The 16,255-nt window shown below is 66.7% G+C and carries 17 protein-coding genes; 8 read left to right on the top strand and 9 right to left on the bottom strand.

Annotation, left to right across the window (positions count from 1 at the left end):
• Window positions 1-107: 107 nt before the first annotated feature.
• The 5 genes from ACWEKR_RS08855 (at window position 108) to ACWEKR_RS08835 (ending at window position 4,678) form a co-directional block, all read left to right on the top strand.
• Window positions 108-1,955, top strand: a complete 1,848-nt coding sequence (locus tag ACWEKR_RS08855; RefSeq protein WP_452353980.1) for an acyl-CoA dehydrogenase family protein — start codon at window positions 108-110, stop codon at window positions 1,953-1,955.
• A 47-nt stretch (window positions 1,956-2,002) separates the two neighbouring features.
• Window positions 2,003-2,548, top strand: coding sequence for a hypothetical protein (locus tag ACWEKR_RS08850; RefSeq protein WP_452353979.1), 546 nt, complete (start codon window positions 2,003-2,005; stop codon window positions 2,546-2,548).
• Entirely contained in the window at window positions 2,545-3,351 is an 807-nt protein-coding gene (locus ACWEKR_RS08845; RefSeq protein WP_452353978.1) for an SAM-dependent methyltransferase, read from the top strand. The genes ACWEKR_RS08850 and ACWEKR_RS08845 overlap by 4 nt, the downstream gene beginning before the upstream one ends.
• Before the next feature lie 145 nt (window positions 3,352-3,496).
• Window positions 3,497-3,649, top strand: coding sequence for a hypothetical protein (locus ACWEKR_RS08840; protein ID WP_157227898.1), 153 nt, complete (start codon window positions 3,497-3,499; stop codon window positions 3,647-3,649).
• A 48-nt stretch (window positions 3,650-3,697) separates the two neighbouring features.
• Window positions 3,698-4,678 carry a dimethylarginine dimethylaminohydrolase family protein gene (locus ACWEKR_RS08835; RefSeq protein ID WP_452353977.1) on the top strand — a complete coding sequence of 327 codons (981 nt, stop codon included), beginning with the start codon at window positions 3,698-3,700 and terminating at the stop codon, window positions 4,676-4,678.
• Here ACWEKR_RS08835 and ACWEKR_RS08830 read toward each other — a convergent pair.
• Complete coding sequence (locus ACWEKR_RS08830) at window positions 4,574-5,779, bottom strand: hypothetical protein (protein WP_452353976.1); 1,206 nt, start codon at window positions 5,777-5,779, stop codon at window positions 4,574-4,576. The genes ACWEKR_RS08835 and ACWEKR_RS08830 overlap by 105 nt on opposite strands.
• Window positions 5,780-5,848: 69 nt before the next feature.
• Here ACWEKR_RS08830 and ACWEKR_RS08825 point away from each other — a divergent pair, with 69 nt between their 5' ends.
• On the top strand, window positions 5,849-6,697 hold the full coding sequence (locus ACWEKR_RS08825) for a TauD/TfdA dioxygenase family protein (RefSeq protein ID WP_452353975.1): 849 nt from the start codon (window positions 5,849-5,851) through the stop codon (window positions 6,695-6,697).
• A 54-nt stretch (window positions 6,698-6,751) separates the two neighbouring features.
• Here the strand turns inward: ACWEKR_RS08825 and ACWEKR_RS08820 are convergent, their stop codons facing one another.
• The 7 genes from ACWEKR_RS08820 to ACWEKR_RS08790 all read right to left on the bottom strand — a co-directional run bounded on the left by ACWEKR_RS08820 (window position 6,752) and on the right by ACWEKR_RS08790 (window position 12,828).
• A complete protein-coding gene (locus ACWEKR_RS08820) occupies window positions 6,752-7,135 on the bottom strand; it encodes a GFA family protein (protein WP_452353974.1) in 384 nt (127 codons plus the stop codon).
• 140 nt (window positions 7,136-7,275) lie between these two features.
• Window positions 7,276-8,190, bottom strand: coding sequence for an amino acid--tRNA ligase-related protein (locus ACWEKR_RS08815; RefSeq protein WP_452353973.1), 915 nt, complete (start codon window positions 8,188-8,190; stop codon window positions 7,276-7,278).
• Window positions 8,187-9,290: an inosamine-phosphate amidinotransferase 1 gene (locus ACWEKR_RS08810; RefSeq protein ID WP_452353972.1), complete on the bottom strand. Its 1,104-nt coding sequence runs from the start codon at window positions 9,288-9,290 to the stop codon at window positions 8,187-8,189. Before ACWEKR_RS08810 ends, ACWEKR_RS08815 begins: the two co-directional genes overlap by 4 nt.
• A 45-nt stretch (window positions 9,291-9,335) precedes the next feature.
• On the bottom strand, window positions 9,336-10,367 hold the full coding sequence (locus tag ACWEKR_RS08805; RefSeq protein ID WP_452353971.1) for a fatty acid desaturase family protein: 1,032 nt from the start codon (window positions 10,365-10,367) through the stop codon (window positions 9,336-9,338).
• Between the two features lie 165 nt (window positions 10,368-10,532).
• The gene (locus ACWEKR_RS08800; RefSeq protein WP_452353970.1) at window positions 10,533-10,661 is read right to left on the bottom strand and encodes a hypothetical protein; all 129 of its coding nucleotides are present in this window, start codon (window positions 10,659-10,661) and stop codon (window positions 10,533-10,535) included.
• 38 nt (window positions 10,662-10,699) lie between these two features.
• Complete coding sequence (locus tag ACWEKR_RS08795) at window positions 10,700-11,524, bottom strand: DUF3865 domain-containing protein (RefSeq protein ID WP_452353969.1); 825 nt, start codon at window positions 11,522-11,524, stop codon at window positions 10,700-10,702.
• The gene (locus ACWEKR_RS08790) at window positions 11,521-12,828 is read right to left on the bottom strand and encodes a JmjC domain-containing protein (protein WP_452353968.1); all 1,308 of its coding nucleotides are present in this window, start codon (window positions 12,826-12,828) and stop codon (window positions 11,521-11,523) included. The genes ACWEKR_RS08795 and ACWEKR_RS08790 overlap by 4 nt, the downstream gene beginning before the upstream one ends.
• A gap of 328 nt (window positions 12,829-13,156) precedes the next feature.
• On the opposite strand from ACWEKR_RS08790, the gene ACWEKR_RS08785 reads away from it, so the two are divergent.
• Complete coding sequence (locus ACWEKR_RS08785) at window positions 13,157-14,125, top strand: hypothetical protein (RefSeq protein WP_452353967.1); 969 nt, start codon at window positions 13,157-13,159, stop codon at window positions 14,123-14,125.
• Window positions 14,126-14,141: 16 nt separating this feature from the next.
• Window positions 14,142-15,023: a PfkB family carbohydrate kinase gene (locus tag ACWEKR_RS08780; RefSeq protein WP_452353966.1), complete on the top strand. Its 882-nt coding sequence runs from the start codon at window positions 14,142-14,144 to the stop codon at window positions 15,021-15,023.
• Here the strand turns inward: ACWEKR_RS08780 and ACWEKR_RS08775 are convergent.
• A complete protein-coding gene (locus ACWEKR_RS08775; protein WP_452353965.1) occupies window positions 15,004-15,678 on the bottom strand; it encodes a nucleoside/nucleotide kinase family protein in 675 nt (224 codons plus the stop codon). The genes ACWEKR_RS08780 and ACWEKR_RS08775 overlap by 20 nt on opposite strands.
• Window positions 15,679-16,255 lie beyond the last annotated feature (577 nt).

The raw sequence follows: 16,255 nt of genomic DNA, 5'->3' as shown, positions 1-16,255 counted from the left end.
CTCCACCTCAGCACGCCATCACGAAAGTGCGTGCAGCTCGAAGCGTTCGGTGACACGACCCCGCCGTTTTTACCGGGCGCATCACCGGCACTCCCGAAGGGACAGTCATGACAACCCACGGCACGCTGGACGGTCCACTCAACACCGATCTCGTCGACGCCTTGCACACGGTGCTGGTCGGCCCAGACTCCCCGCTGCACGCACGGGTCCGTGAAGCAGTGCTCGCTGTGCGGGACGTGCCGACGTCCGGGCTGACGTACGCCGACCAGCACTCGCGCACACCGGGTCTGCTGCGGGCACTCATCCGCGAAATGGGCGGATCCGCGCTCGATATCGCTGGTGATCCCCGGCTGCGGGGGGTCCTGTTCGAGGAGGCGGCTATCGCCGCGCCTTCGGTGCTGACCCTGATGAGCGGGCACCTCAACCTGGCGCTGGGCGCCATCCTCGCCTCCGGGATCGACACCGAGTATGTACAGCGCTGCGCCACCGACCTCGATACCGGCGCGGCGGTGGGTGTGCTGATGCTGACTGAGTTGGCCGGCACCAACGGACCCCATTGCCGCACGACCGCCACCTGGGATCCGGCGATCGGCGGGTTCCGGCTGGCGACCCCAACCATCGGAGAGAAGCCAACCATCGCAGAGAAACCGGCCGTCGAAGCGGCGAAGTTCATGCCGAACCTGGCAGGACGGGCCCCGAAGATCGCAGTGGTCACCGCGCGCCTGCAATTCGACGGCCGCGATGAAGGGGTGCTGCCGTTTCTGCTGCGCGTGCGTGACGCCGACGGGCAGCTCGCTCCCGGGGTGCGGGTGACGGCGCTGGCGGAGAAGATCGGGTCGGCCTCGGCGATGGACCACGGCCTGATCGTGTTCGATCCAGCCGAGTGCATACTGCCGCGCGAGGCGCTGCTCGGCGGGGACTGGGCACGCATCACCAGCAACGGCGAATTCGACTGCACAGTGCCGTGGGAGCAACGGTTCGCCCGCACGAGCGAACCCCTGGGTGGTGGCCGGGTGGACCTGCCGTGCGCAGCGATCGCCACCGCTCGCGCCGCGCTGGCAGGAGTCGTCGGCTACGCCGGTCAGCGCCGCCCAGGCCGGACGGTCATGATCGACCGCGGACCGGTCCAGCGCAACATCGTGACCGCACTGGCGGCGGTTTGGGCCACCAGCATCCTCGGCCGGCGGGCACGCGAACTCCGCGCGGCTGGCGCATCACCGTGGGCGACGCTAGGGCCGATGGTGGCCAAACCGCTGCTGTCCGGCACCGCTTTTGACGTGCTGGTCATGTGCCGCCGCCGCGCCGGTGCGCAGGGCATTCTGCGCTCGAACTACATCCCGGACTGGATCGCCAATGCCGACGGCATCTCCACTGCCGAGGGCGACGACCAGATCATGCAGGTCGCGGCCGGACGACACTACAAGGATCTGCTCGAGCTGCACCTGCCGGAAACCCCCGGCAGTCTGCCGTCGTACATCGATCTGCTGATTGCGCGTGAGCACGCGATCGCGGCCGGGATGCACCAAGGCAATTACGGTGCGGCAGGACCGGTTTGGGGGTCGGATACCGCGGCCGCGGAGCTGACCGCCGCGACCGGGGAACGTCTGGCCGCGACCGCACTGCACATCGCGGCAGCCACCGCATCCCATCCAGCCGCCGAACGGCTTCTGCACTCGGCGGCTGCTGCCTACGCGCTGGGCCGCATCTACGAGCACGGCGGCTGGTACACCGTCCACGGCCTGATGAACGCCGAGCAGGCCACCCGGATCCACACCGAACTGCTCGAGCACCGCGGCGTGCTGGCGGACTCCATGGCCGAACTCGTGGCCGCGTTCGACATCCCCGCCCTACCCGGGGCGCCGCTGTTCGCCCCCAACTACCTCGATCCCTACCGGACGCTGACCGGCTCGAACGCCGACACGCCCGCTGCCGTCTCGGTACGCCAGGCCAGCTGAATCGGTTTCCTACCACCTGATCCCGCACGAGCAGAGAAAGGACAGCTATGGGTTTGGCCGATGAAGAAGGCTGGGATGATCCGACCCCCATCCAGAGGTTCCGCAGGCGGTTGCTGGAGTGGGAGGCACTTTCTCCCGAGGAGGCCCGGAAGTTGCTGCGTGCACGGATTCCGGCTGCGTTTCCCGCCGACGGGTACAGGATCAGAAGAGCCTATATCGAATACCTGCGGCTGATCGGCGACCCGCAATGGCAGCAGCGCATGACCGATCTCGACCGCTCCGGATTCCACCGGTACTGGGCGGATTACGACCCCGTGGTGTGGGGGCCGTGGCGTGAGCCCGCCACCCCGCTCCAGCAGTACTTGAACGCCCTGAAATTCTGCGACGAGGATTCCCGGGTGCTGACAGCCATGGAGCTGCGCAATCATGGAGCCCCGGCACCCGTAGCAGCGGACGGGGAGGAGATCTGCCGAGCCTGGTGCCAGCTACGAATCCTCATCGGCGACCCCCGAGGCCCGCAACTGCTGAGGTGGTCCGAAAAAGCGGCGGACTCCAACCCGGCTGGAACTGGCGAGGAGGGGGAAACCGGATGAACAGCTACACGCACAGTCCGGAGCGAGCGCACAGCGGCCGCATTCACAGCGCCCTGCTGGGCGGCAAAGATGCCTATTCCCTCGATTTCGCCGCCAGCGAGCGGCTGGCCGCCGAGGCGAAGCGCTTCCAGATGGCGACTCGCGCGACGCGGCTGTGGCTGTTGCGCGCGGTGGAGTATCTGGCTGCGGAAGAGCAGATTGCGCAATTCGTGGAGTTGGGTTCGGGTTACCCGCTCGCACCGAACGTCCACGACGTCGCACGTGAACACCTGCCCGCCGCGCGTACCCTCTACATAGACCATGATCCGGTGGTCGCGTCTCACGGTCGGGCTCTGCTCGCTGATGATGCTCAGACATTCTTCTCCCATGCCGATCTGACCGACACCGACACCATCGTCAACAAGATCACTACCGTGCTGGACCTTGGTGCGCCTGTGGCGGTGTGTCTTTCGTTCGTGGCGGAGTTCATCGCCGAGCCGGTCGACGTCGTCGACGCTGTGACCGCCGCGTTGCCGCGCGGCTCTTTCGTGGCGCTGAGCCACGTCGCCGACGACATAGAACCCGGTGTGGTCAAAAGTGCTGCCGAGGTCTACGCCAGCTATGGCATCGACTTTCGGCCCCGCTCGCGCGGAGACGTGGCTTCGTTGCTGGCGCGCTGCGACCTCGTCGAGCCGGGGCTGGTTGCTCCGCATCGATGGCGACCGGCTGACGAACTCGACCGTCGCCGTGCGCGGCGCAAGCGCTGGGAGCCGCCGCAGGAGGAGCAGGTGTGCTGCTACGTCGCCGTGGGGAAGCTTCGCTGACCGGATCGAGCAGCATATGTCCACCCTTTCAGCGGGGTGGGCCTCCAAGTCCGAGTTGCTATGCGCCACAGCAGTTTTCCAGAAATAGTAGCGGGGTGGGTGGCGCGGTCGGCGCAGCCCGTCGCGTCACAGCGTGGGGGTGTGCATGCCGGGTAGTCAGCTGGTGGTCGTCTTCGTCGGCTTGGTCGTCATTATGGTGGCGGCCAGGGCGATGGGGTGGCTGGTGGAGAAGGTCGGACAGCCTGTGGTGGTCGGGGAGATCGCGGCGGGGATCCTGGCAAGGACATGGGCGGCGTAGGTTTCGCCGAGCAGCGGATTCGACAGCGCGGCAGTGACGGGAGTTCGGGTGAGACGGGTCGGGGTGGACAGCGAGTTCGGGGAGCTGCGGTCGGTGGTGATGCGTCATGCCGGTCCGGTCACGCTGGATCTGTCCGGGTCGGTGGATCCGGTGCTGGCACGCCAGCGCGAGACCAGCCGATGGGGGCCGTATTCGCCTGTCCGTGTGCGCGCGCAGCAGGACCGCTTCATTGATCTCCTGCGCGGCCGCGGTGTGGAGGTGGTGCTCGCCGAGCAGGTGCCGGGCTCCTACGGCCAGCACTACACGCGCGATATCGGGTTCGTCGTCGACGATGTGTTCGTGGTGTCCCGGTTGCACTCGCGGCGGCGGCAAGGGGAGTTCGCGGGGGTGCGGCGTCTGGTGGAGCGCATGGAGCGGGTGGCCTATCTCGATGCGGGCACGATCGAGGGCGGTGACGTGATGTTGCACGACGGGCTGGTGCTGGTCGGCCTGAGCGAGGAGACCTCGCCGGCCGGGCTAGAGGCGCTGCGCTACCAGCTCGACCGGCTCGGCAGCGACCGCACCGTCCGGCCGATCGAGTTCGCCTGCGGTGGCATCGTGCACTTGGACGACCATTTCAACATCGTCGCGCCGGAGGTGGCACTCGTGCACCAGGGCGTGTTCGACGATGCTCAGATGCGGTGGTTCGCTAAGCATTTCGACTTGATCCCGGTGACCGGCGAGGAGGCTGCGGCGGTGGAGGTGAACGCCTTGGCGCTGGGGCCGGGTGTGGTGGTCGTCGCCGAGCGCAGCGAGCGGATCGCCGCGCAGCTCGATGCCCGGGGCATCGAGGTGTTCCCGGTGGACTATTCCGAGGTCACCCGGATTCCGGGCGGTTTCCGCTGCTCGACGCTGCCGTTGGCTCGCGCGAGCGCCGTCGTGCCTTCACCTGGCGGGCAGCAGTTCGAACGCGGCCTCGGCGATTCGGCGGCCGTTGATCTGGATCTGCAATCGGCTGGTGCCGGGGGTGAGTTTGCGGCTCGCGGTTGACCTCAGCGGTTGTGTCCGGGTCACGGTGCGGGATTCACCGGGGTTCAGGTCGAGAGTGGCCCCTTTGAATATCGCTTCCCCGTGGCCGGATCGGGCCCGTGGGTAGGTCAGGACGTAGTCGATGACGACGCGCTCGGTGGTGGTGCCGGTCGCGCGCAGGGTGCAGTCGACGCCGAGGCTGTTTCCGATGGCCACCGCGGGTGCGTCCAGGCGTAGTTCGGCCACATCGACCGCCGGGGTGATCGACAGTCCGAGGAATTCGAACGCACCGGGGTGCCCCTTTTTGACCAGTGTGCGCAGCGATTGCCTGATGATGAATTCCATTTCCTTCGGGCGCTGCCTGTGCGATTCACGCCACCTGCCCAGGGTGGTCAATACTAGTTCTGGATCGGTAGCGGTGATGTCGTTGAGGTGATTGGCAACCGATTGGGTGACGAACCGAGAATCGTCGGAGAACAGTTCGTCCAATATCGGAATTGCGGCGTCAACGGGAAGGGTGATGCGGGGCGACCAGGGAAGTTTAGGGCGTGTTCCTTCGCTGGCCAGACGACGGACATGATAGTCGGGATCGCGACTCCATTCCGCAACAGTTGTCATCGTCTCGTCGGGGTATGTGTTGAGGAAATAGCGCAACGCGTCTTCGGCGGTGAAATGCTTGGTTATTTCTTTCAACGCGTTGAGTGAGGAGTCGAGGTTTTCGCGGGTGCAGCCGTAGCGGGCGATGAAATCGGAATACGGGGCGTAGGTGTAGAGACCGAAGTCGCTGCCGGTGAAGGTTGCGTCGTCGTGTGGGGGCAGCGCGGCAACCACGATCGCTGTCGCGGTGCTGACATCGGCGGGCAGGTGATCCGCCAAAGCGTCTGCGACACAGGCGATTCGGGCTTTGAGTTCCAGCCGGGTAAGTTGCGCCATGACGGTGGTGACGAACCCCTCGGCGTCGAAGCCGGGCTCGACGCGTGATAGATCGCTGGCCAGCGATTCGACCCGTGCACGGTTCATGGCGGATTCTTTCAGCGGAATCGGCTGAGTCATGGCGAAATGATATCCTATTTTTCCTCTCGGACCGCAGTAGACCCACATCTCGAGCAGATCTACCGCCATCCGGGGAGCATCCGTCCCCGGCTCTCCGATTTGAGCCTGAATACGGGCTGTTCTTGCTAGAATTCATCGGTGAGTCGCTATCATATCGGCCCCTTGGCATCCACATTCGGCGCTGAGGTTTTCGGGATTGATCTGTCCGGCCCGTTGGAGGAATTGGTTTCGGCTTCCCTCGTTGACGATCTTCTGAAATACAGGGTCCTGGTGGTGCGGGATCAAGCCTTGTCGCACGAGGACCACATCCGGGTGAGCAGAGTGTTCGGTGAGCCGGAAATACATGTGCAGGATCAGTACACGGTGCCGGGTTTTGCGCAGATCGTGACGATCAGCAACATTCATCGCAACGGCGTGCCGATCGGGCTGTACGACGGCGACAACGAGCAGGAGTGGCACACGGATCTGTCGTTTCGCCCGGCGATGAGTTCGGTGTCGCTGCTGTACTCGGTGATCGCGCCGGAGGTGGGTGGACAAACTCGGTTCGCCGATACGACCGCGGCCTACGATGACCTGCCTGCCGAGCTGCGCACCCGGGTCGACGGGCTCGAGGCGGTGCACTCGATGGTGCATCTGTTCGAACGCCAAGCGGCCGACAACCCGGCGAAGGTGCCGCTGACGGAGGCTCAGCGTGCGCAGGTGCCGGATGTGGTGCATCCGCTGGTGCGGCAGCATCCGCAGACCGGACGCCGGTCGCTGCTGCTGGGCGAGATGATCATCCGCAACATCGTCGGCCTCGATGAGTCCGAGTCGGCGAGCCTGCTCGATCAGCTGCATGCCCATGCGACCGCCGAGCGGTACGTGTACTCGCATCGGTGGGCGGTAGGGGATCTGGTCATCTGGGACAACCGGGCCACGATGCATACCGCCTCACCGTGTGATCACACCCGCCACCAGCGTCTTCTCTACCGCACCACGGTCATGTGAACGCGATGGCCGCGCCGAGCGCCACTGCTCGGCGCGGCCATTCGATCGGCGGAGTCAGGAGCCGGCGTCGACGGTTTCGATGACCGGCAGCCACGGCACGGCGTTGTCCTTGCAGGACTGGTGCACCGGGGTCAGCGCGCTGTGGTCGTCGAGGGCCATCATCGTGATGCCCATGGCGTCGCCGCCCTCGTCGATCGCGGCGACGAGTGACCCGCAGTTGGGGCAGAAACCGCGCTTGGTGGTGGGGTAGGTGTGGTACCAGGTCGGCTCGCCGCCATTGCCGGTCCAGGCGAACGTTTCGAGCGGGAAATCGACCCAGGCTGTGACCGGGCCTCCGGCCAGTTTCTGGCAGTGCTCACACGAGCACAGGTGCGGCCAGTTTGCCTCGGCGTCGGCGCGGAACCGGATCTGCCCGCACAGGCAGCCACCTTCATACATCGGCGTTCGCCTCTCTATTCGAAATTCATTGTCAACAAAGCGGTTTCAGCACCCGACCGTGACGGCCGGGCACCGGCCGGGCCAGCCTAGAGCAGCACAAGCGGCCGGTCCGGGACGTGGCAGGTGTGCCGCGTCCCGGATCAGAAGGTCGCGGACTGCCGGAACAGGCGGATGTCGCGGACGCCGGTGGCGGCCATGCAGAGTCGTTCGATCCCGATGCCGAGCCCGACGCTGCGGGAGGGCACGGCACCGGCGAGGATCGCCTTCTGCACCAGCGACTGTTCGGGGTTGTAGAGGCCGATCGCGCTGGCGCGGCGGATGAACGCTTCGGCGTCTGTCTCGTCCTGGTAACCGTGCACGACTTCGACACCGTCGATGAATACCTCGAACCGGTTGAGCACCGCGGCGGTGTCCTCACGCAGTTTGGCGCAGGGCTCGTTGCCGCCGAGGGGCATATCGACCAGGAACAGCGCCATCCCGGTGCTGCGTGGCTCCAGCTCGGCCGCGATATAGGCGTCGAGCAGGTCGTGCAGTGGTGTATCGGCCGACAGGTCGAGGTAGGCGGCGAGGGCGCCGGTGTGCCGGTCCAGGGTTTCGCGGGTGAGGTCGACGCCGAGGGTGGTGCCGAGGTGTTCGGCGACCGAGATCCGGTTCGCGGCGCCGGGGTGGGCGAGACGGACCAGATTCTCCGCGAGGTCGATCAGGTAGTCGTAGCTCGACTCCGCGGCATACAGGTCGAGCATGCTGAATTCAGGGAGGTGGGTGTGGTCGGCCGGGTCGTTGCGGAAACAGGCGCCGATCTCGAACACCCGCGGGGTGTGGGCGAGCTGGTAGCGCAACGCGGGGCCGATCATGCTGCGCAGCCACCCGTCGCGGCCGCCCACAGCGGCGCGGGCGCGTTTGCCGGTCAGATCGTCGGCCTGCCGGAAGGTGGGGGTGGTGACCTCGGCGAACCCCTGGCCGCGCAACAAGGTTCGGATCTTGTACAGCAGATCGGATTTGACTTCGATGGCCTGCCGCGGAGCCAACGTCACCCTGGCCGTGGCGCGGCTCATGCGAAGTAGTCCTCGCGTCCGCCGGCGCGCACCGTGTCCAAGGTGAGACAGTGAAAACCGCCAGCGAACAGGCGGCGGTGGCGGTGCTGGACGGGGATGACGGTCAGGCCCTTCTTCTCCAGGGTGCGCATCAAATCGGGGCACAGGCTGTTCACGACGACGGTGTCTTCGTCGACGGAGAGGACGTTGATGTCGATGTAGCGGCTGGTCAGGTTGAAGCCGAAGTCGCTGTAGTCGGGGAAGGCGTCCTCGTCCTGCTCGGGCGGCACGACGATGTCCCAGCCGTGCAGCGGTTCGGGCAGCGCGTCGAGGTAGTCGGCGGAGCGCAGCATCAGCAGGCCGGGCCGCAGTGGCACCACGATGGAATCGATGTGGCTGTCGGCGATGGCGTCGAGCCGGTGGAACCGCAGCTCGGGGAAGGCACGCCGCAGCCAGGACAACCCGAGTTCGTGGTTGGTGTTGGCGACGTTGACCAGGACATCGCGGCCCAGGCGGATGCATTGGGCGCCATCGAAGATCAGTTCGTGCCCCAGTCCGGGCAGCACGCGGGTGTCGGTGTCGCCGATGACCGCCGACAGGTCGACCGGCTGGCCGTCGAAGAAGCTCGGGTCCAGCGACTGGCGCGCCAGCGCCGGCCGCGGCATCGACATCCACCCTGATCCGGCGTGCAGGTAGCGGTAGAAGTGGGGCTTGAGGTAGTCGTTCTCGAACACCCGGCCCCGGATGTGGGGGGCGGTTTCCACGATGGTGTCACCGAGGATGATCGTCTGGTCGCGCACGTTCAGCGGTGGCGTTTCCCGAGCGGACCACCAGGGTGAGCAGATCACGGTGCGTTCGGTGACCGGCTCGGGACGCAGCACCCGCACCCCGGCCTCGGCCAGCGCGGCGCACAAGCCTTCCACGTCTTCCTCGAGCTCGTCGACCAGCTGCGGCGGGATCGCCAGCTCCCGGCCCCCGGCGGCCGCAGTCGGAGTGACGTTGTCGAGGTAGAACAGGCGGAAACTCGCATCCGCGTCGTGGGAGGTGTAGCCGTGGGGTTCGCCGACGATCACCTCACGCAACGTGGTGAATTCATCGAAACTGTTGACAGGCAGAGACATTCGAGTCCTGTTCGGGGTCGTTATCGCGGCGCGGCGTCCGCAGGGTCAGGTGTTGGGCTGGTGTTCGGTGAGCTGGAGGTGGAGTTTGGCCACGATGTCGTCGAGCACGCAGGGGATGTGCGGGGTGGAGCGGCGGCGGAAGAAGTACCCGGAGCACCAGGGCACCTCGTCCCAACGTGGGTAGTGCTCGCGCAGGATGGTGGCGGCTTCGGGCAGCTCTCGCCAGCCGATGTTGGGGAACCAGTGGTGGATCGGGTGGTGCATGTCGTCGTTGTGGCCGCCGAGCAGGTGCCGGGTCAGCGCGTGCGAGGTCCAGCCGCGGGTCTGGCGGATGACGTCGGTGTTGTGGATCAGGCCGGCATGGTTGCCCAGGTCGGTCAGCCAGGTCACGATGGGGCGCACCACGATCAGGGGCAGGGCCCAGTACAGCGCGAAGTCGATGCCGTGCCCGAGCGCGGCGGCCGCCGCGGCGACGGCGGCCCAGGTCGCCCATCGGGTTCCGGCGGCCTTCCAGGTTTCGTCACCGGCCTTGCCTGCCAGGGTGAGGAATCCGTATTTGGGCAGCTGCCACAGCGCGTTGCCGATGATCACGTGGGTGACGAAGGCCCGTTTGTCCGGCCAGGGCGCGTGGGCGCGGCGGGAGATGTAGGAGCGCAGCATCGGATCGTCGGGGCTGCCGAGTTTGGCGTGGTGGATGCGGTGCGACCGCCGATAGGGGGTGAAGGGTTCCCCGAGCGCGAGGCAGTTCAGGTGCCCGAGGATGGTGTTCGCGCGGCGGGAGCGGGTGAGCTTGGTGTGGATTGCCTCGTGGGTCAAGTTCGACAGGTGCCGTTGCCGGATCCCGATGTAGATCACGCACACCGCGGTCAGGATCGGGTGGCCGACGGTGATGCCGACCGCGGCGGTGACGGCGGCCGCGAGATAGTCCCGGGCCAGATCGAGGGGGCCTTCGGCGCGGCCGCGGGCGCACAGGGCGTCCATGCGTGCGATCAGCTCGGGGCCGAAGGCGCGGCGGACCGGGCCGGACGCTCCTGCCGAGGGGCGTCGGCGGGTGGACTCGCGCGCCGCGATGGTCATGCTGTTCTCCACGCTGAGTTCGGGAACGAGGCCAGGGCAGCCGCTGTCGGTGGCGCGTGCGCGAGCTGTGGCCTCGATCGGAGTTGGAAAAGGGTGGCGGGGCCACGAGACGAGCTGGCGTCGTGCTGTCGCGTGGCCCCGCGCAGGGGGTTCGTGCCTTGGACGTCAGGAGGCGTCCGGGCGCACCCCGGCCTTGAGGGCATCCGGCCGGACACCGGCTTTGAGGGCGGCGTCGGGGCGGACACCGGCCTTGAGGGCGTCGGGGCGGACACCGCTCTTGAGCATCGGCGACATAGTGATTTCTCCTTCTTTTCGGTGGGTTACTGCAGGGATCAGGGGAGGGTGGCGGCGCGGTCGGTCAGCTGCGACCACCACGCCGTCATGCCCTCGAGGATCTGGAGCCAGCCGTCGACGATCTGCGGCAGATCCAGGCCGAACAGCTGGTACTCGCGAATGAACCTTGCGATGCCTTCAATGTGAGCAGCCTCGACGCTGAAGCCATCCACGGCCGCGGCTTCGTGGCCCTCGTCCAGGTGCAGCGAGTAGTAGTAGTCCAGGTGCGGCAGATTCGTTTCGGCGCCGACGGTGAGTTCGGCGTAACGGTCGGTGATGGCGCGCAGCAGCTCGGTTTCGTCGATCGCTACGCCCTCGGTGGCGTAGTAGCCGCCGCAGATGTGGCTCACCGACGAGCCGATGACCAGCCAGTCGTGCAGCGACACCAGGGTCAGCGTTTCCGGCGCGGGCAGGTGCCCGTTGACCAGCAGGCCCAGATCGGCCAGCAGCGCCCCGGAGTAGAGCGTGTAGTGCGCGGGCACCTTGCCTCGCTCCCCGCCCTCCTCGAGGTGGTTGCGGCGGAACTCGTGCGCCAACTCCATGCACCCGCCCTGCACCGTGTCGGCGGCCTGGCGCAGGAAATCGGAGTTGTAGCGCGCGAACACCGACAGTTCCCGGATGTAGTGCGCTGCTTGGTCTTTCGTCAGCGTTGCCGGTGATACCTCGGCGGTGATCTGCTCGTACAGCGCGGCGACCATCGGCGCCATGTGCTTGTCGACCAGGTCGTTCCCGCTGACCGCGGGCTGGTTGAGCAGGACACTGGTGATGGCGGCCTTGGTGTCGGGGTGATCGTCGAGATAGCGCGCGACCTTCGAGGCGGTCATGCCGACTCCTCGGCGTCGGGGTCGGTGAGGACTTGGATGCCACCGGTTTCGAGCAGCAGCGCCAACGTGTCCCCTCCGAGCTCATCGGTGATGCGCACGGTGTGACCGTCGGCCAGCGACGCCAACGCGGTGCCCCAGGCGGGGGACTCCGGCACGCGCAGCACCAGACCGCGGACCGTGACACCGATGTGCAGGTGCTCGTCGATGTCCGGATCGGCGTGCAGCGTGTACGGCGACGCGACGCGCAGATGGGTGCCGTCGGCGGCGAGCGCGGCCGCGGCCTCCCGCGCCGCGTCTTCGCGGGCGAGGTCGTGTTCGGCGGCCTCCCAGCCGCCGTTGCTGAGCAGGGTGCGCCACCGCGCGCTGATCAGCTCACCGACCTTGGTCTCCAGCTGTTCCGAGACGGTGGTTAGCATGTCGGCGGCCGCCGAGGTCAGGGCCGCGGCGACCGGGCCGGGACCTGCGGTCACCGAATGCATCGGCGAGGGTGTCTCCTCGGCGACGCTGACGACGGCGGACTCGAGCACGGCCGGCAGGATCGACAGGGCCAGCATGCGCGTGTCGGAGTAGGTGTAGAGCGGGACCGCCACCGAGATCGAGAAATCGTCCTGGACCCCGACGTGGAACACCCGCCGCGGCAGGAACAACACATCGCCGGGTTCGAGGTCGTGGCGCTCACCCCGTTCGAGCAGCGCGGTGTAGTCGCCGAAGGTCGGCGTGTCGCCGCCGGTCAACTCCCGGTACAGCTCACCGGACCAGGTGTAGAAATGCTTGATTCCAGGGCCGAGATGCACCAGGAAGGCGTCTTCATAGCCTTCGTGCACGCCGAACGCGGTGCCCGCGTAGTTCCCGGCGAAGGCGACCTGCTCGCTGCCGCCGATCGGCACACCCCATCCGGCGTGGGCGGATCCGATCAGCTCACCGAGCACCGCCGCCAGCTTCGGGGAGGTGGTTTCCAAATTGTTGATCACCAGCGAGAACCGTGCGGCGCCGGTGAGATTCTGCATCCAGGCGACGAAGTCCTCATCGGACCACGGCGCCGACAGCACGGTGTCGATCACCTCGTCGCGACGCTCCTCGCCGACGTAGACGCGGGTACGGGCGCTGGTGGGCTCGCCGTGGGCGGCCGCGCGGCGCAGCCTGCGCAGTCCGTCGAGCACATCGTCAGGGCCGAGCCGATCGGCCGGCACGATGCCCTTGAACAGGTACGGCGCGGCCGCACCATCGGTCTTAGCCGGGAACCGGGTCGACCAGAACTCCGGTGACGGCGGCCAAGTGATCACAGGATCCGCGGCGGTGGTCATGACGTCAGCCCCGTCGCGGGTGAGGACATGCAGATGGTCAAGGTCTCTCCTCTCCTGCTGCGCAGCCCCGCAGGATCATCGGCCGGAGCCTGCTGTGCGGGCTGCGACAGACGAACGTCTCGATGCCCCGCCGCCCGAGACCGCGTATCCCGTCGCGACGTACGAGAAGTGTTGGCGCTCAAGGGGTCCAGTCGCATCGCCGAACCGGTCCGTAACTGTCTGGTTCCGTCCGATTCCGTCCACTGGACCACCGATCTCGATAGGATCGTGCGCTAGCTCGACAGCTCGACACCTGAAAAAGGGGACGTGATTGGGGACCGTGCTCAAGATGCTGCTGGACGAGCGGCATCTGGCAAGCCATAAGGACTTCTGCGCCGAATACCGCAAGCACGCCGCCGAACTCGGCAGCGCAGCCCGGGAGGAACCACCGGCCCGAGCAACCTTTTACAGCTGGATGTCGGGCGAGATGAAGGGTCTGCCGCAGAACCACCACCGCAGAGTGCTGGCCCGGATGTTCCCCGGCTGGTCTATCCACGCACTGTTTTCGATGGCCAACGCGGCGACCGCCGCCCCGCACCCGGCTGGTGACAACCCCGCCGACGAGGGGTTAGAAGCCTTCCTCGGCGCCGAGATGGTCGAACGGGGCGCCACGCTGGTAGTGCCCACCTTCGAGCTGGCCACGAGCTCGGTCGAAGCGCTTGCGGCCGCGGGAATCCCGCGTCAGCACATCTTCAGTAAACGGGCGAGCGTGTTCAACGCCGCCCACCGCATCGACGTTCCCGTCGCGCTGGCCGAAAACGACGTTCGCGGGATGCTGTACGTGATGTCGATGGTGCAACACCACGACGGCATTGCCGTCGATATCCAGAGCGATCGCGATGTCGTGGCAGCCTGCGACCGGCCCTACATCAGCTTCGGACTCAGTTCCAACGACTGCACCCACATGTACCTCGAAAGCAGCAGCGACCCGCTGTTCACCATCCAGGACAACCCGCGCTCCACCTGGGGATATCTGGAACACCTGGAACTCGCCGACGGCCAACGTTACAGCTCCGACGACAGCCGTAACATCGGCATCATCGCCCGCGTCCGCCCGGCGCCGCAGCTACACCCAGATCGCTACTGGTTCTTCTGCGCCGGGCTCGGCCCCCATGGCACGACCGGCGCCAGCTGGTATCTGACCAAGCACTGGGCCGCCCTCCAGGAACGGGTGACCGACCGGGAATTCGCCGCGGTCGTCAGCGTGCGCACCTACTCCGATCAGACCGCCGCCCTCGAACACCTGCTCATCCGCTGACCCGAAGGAGCCCCTGGTGCCCGACGCACTGTTCGTGGGTCTGTCCACCCTCGATATCGCCTACGCCGTCGACCGATACCCCGCCGAGGACACCAAGACCCAAGCGCTGGATCAGTTCCTCGGTGCCGGTGGGCCCGCAGCCAACGCTGCGGTCGCGTGCGCGATCGTGTCGGGCCGGCCTGCGACGCTGATCACCGCGCTCGGCCGCCACCAGCTCGCCGACCTCGTGCGCCACGATCTGACCAACCACCACGTCACGGTCCTCGACGCGACACCCGACAGCACCGACAAGCCGCCGGTGTCATCCATCGTGGTCGCGCTCGGCGCGCAGTCCCGCACCATCGTCGGCCTCGACGCCGCCCGGATCCAAGCCCCATTCACCGCCGACCTCGCCCAATGTGTCGACCAGGCATCCGTGGTACTCGTGGACGGCCACCATCCCGATCTCGCGGTGGGAATCGCAAGTCGCGCCGGAGAGGTGGGGGTGCCGGTCGTCCTCGACGCGGGTCGCTGGAAGCCAGTCCACGACCGGCTCCTGCCGCTGGTCGATGTCGCGATCTGCTCGACGGCCTTCGCGCCACCGGGCGTCAACGGCGACTGCACCGTGCTCCTGGACTACCTGCGGTCAGCCGGGCCGAAACAAGCGGCGGTGACACGCGGGCCGGACCCGATCGTGTACGCCGAGGAAGCCCGCCAGGGCACAATCGAAGTCGCGTCGGTACACGAGGGCGACACCCTCGGTGCTGGCGACATCCTGCACGGTGCGTTCTGCGCCTACTACAGCCGCAGCCGCGACTTCATCGACGCACTCACCCGCGCGTCCGCGGTGGCCACGCTGTCATGTCGATCGTTCGGCACCCGCAACTGGGCCCGTGATCTCAGCGAACTTCGCAGATGAGGTAGTTGCCGGAGGTTTCGCGCAACACGGTATCGGCGTGGCCGCGGGTGTGCGCGATCAAGCGGGCGTTGGGCAGATCGCTGTCGGTGATCTTGGTGTGCGCCTGCTCGGCGGTCTTGCCTGCGAGCAGGTGTCGGTCGGTCAGCCGCTGCTCGATGACGGTGTCATCAGCGTCGAGGTACCACACCTCATCGAGCTGGCTGCGGACCTCGACCCACCCGGGTTGGTCGAGCAGCAGGTAGTTGCCCTCGACCACCGCGATCTGTTGATCGGCGAAAGTGATCGCGTCGGGTACCGGATCGTGCAGTTCACGGTCATAGATGGGCCAGGGCACATGCTCACCGAGCGGCGCTTCGCGCAGCAGTTTCAGCCGGGCCACGAACCCGGACACATCGAAAGTGTCTGGCTGACCCTTGCGGTGACGCGCGCCAGCAGCGTCCAACTCGGCCGAAGTCCGGTGGAACCCGTCCATCGGGGCGATCTCCGCACCGACCCCATGTGCAGCGGTGATCGCCGCGGCCAAATTCTGGGCGAGCGTCGACTTGCCCGCTGCTGGTGGACCAGCGATGCCAAGCATGTACCGACAATTGCCGGGCACTCGCGTCGACACCCACCCCGCGAGCTCCGCCACGGGGACTTCGCTACCTGCACGCATCCTGGAATCCTTTGCACCTGAATCCAATCGGTGACCTCACCGTAGCAACGACGTCGCCTGGTCGACGCGAAGCCCTTTCGATCAGCGAAGTGCCCAGTTGTGAGCATTCGACCGGTACGCTCACCGCCGTGAGCGGCACGCAGAAGCTGTTCTCCGAATTGTCCGCGTCGCCGTAGCGTCGACGGTTCCTGCGAATCGCATGGTGGGGCGACAGCCTGATGGAGCACTACGAAGTCCACCATCCGCGCCTGTCGAGCCAAGCCGATCTGATCGAACCCTTATCCGAAAGGGGGTGCGGACCGCCGCGATCGAGGCTCACAACGAGGCCGGGTTCGTGCGGAACTGCCTCGCGGCCAGCCTGGTTCTGACCGGACGCAAAGCCAAGGACGGCATCGGGGTGTGCGGCTACGGTGCGTACCGACCCACCGACCACGGTCCAGGCATCGGATTCGCCGGGCTCCAGCATCGCACCGGACCTCACGCTTCCGAAACTGCGCGAGGCGTGGTCGTGGTACCCGGAATCGGTGACCATCGCGCTAGTAACGTGGGCAACTCTGTTCGACCGTGACCTACTAGG

Source organism: Nocardia sp. NPDC004573, assembly GCF_053602135.1.
The sequence above is the reverse complement of the archived record's forward strand: the minus strand, read 5'-3'. Positions and strand labels throughout refer to the sequence as shown.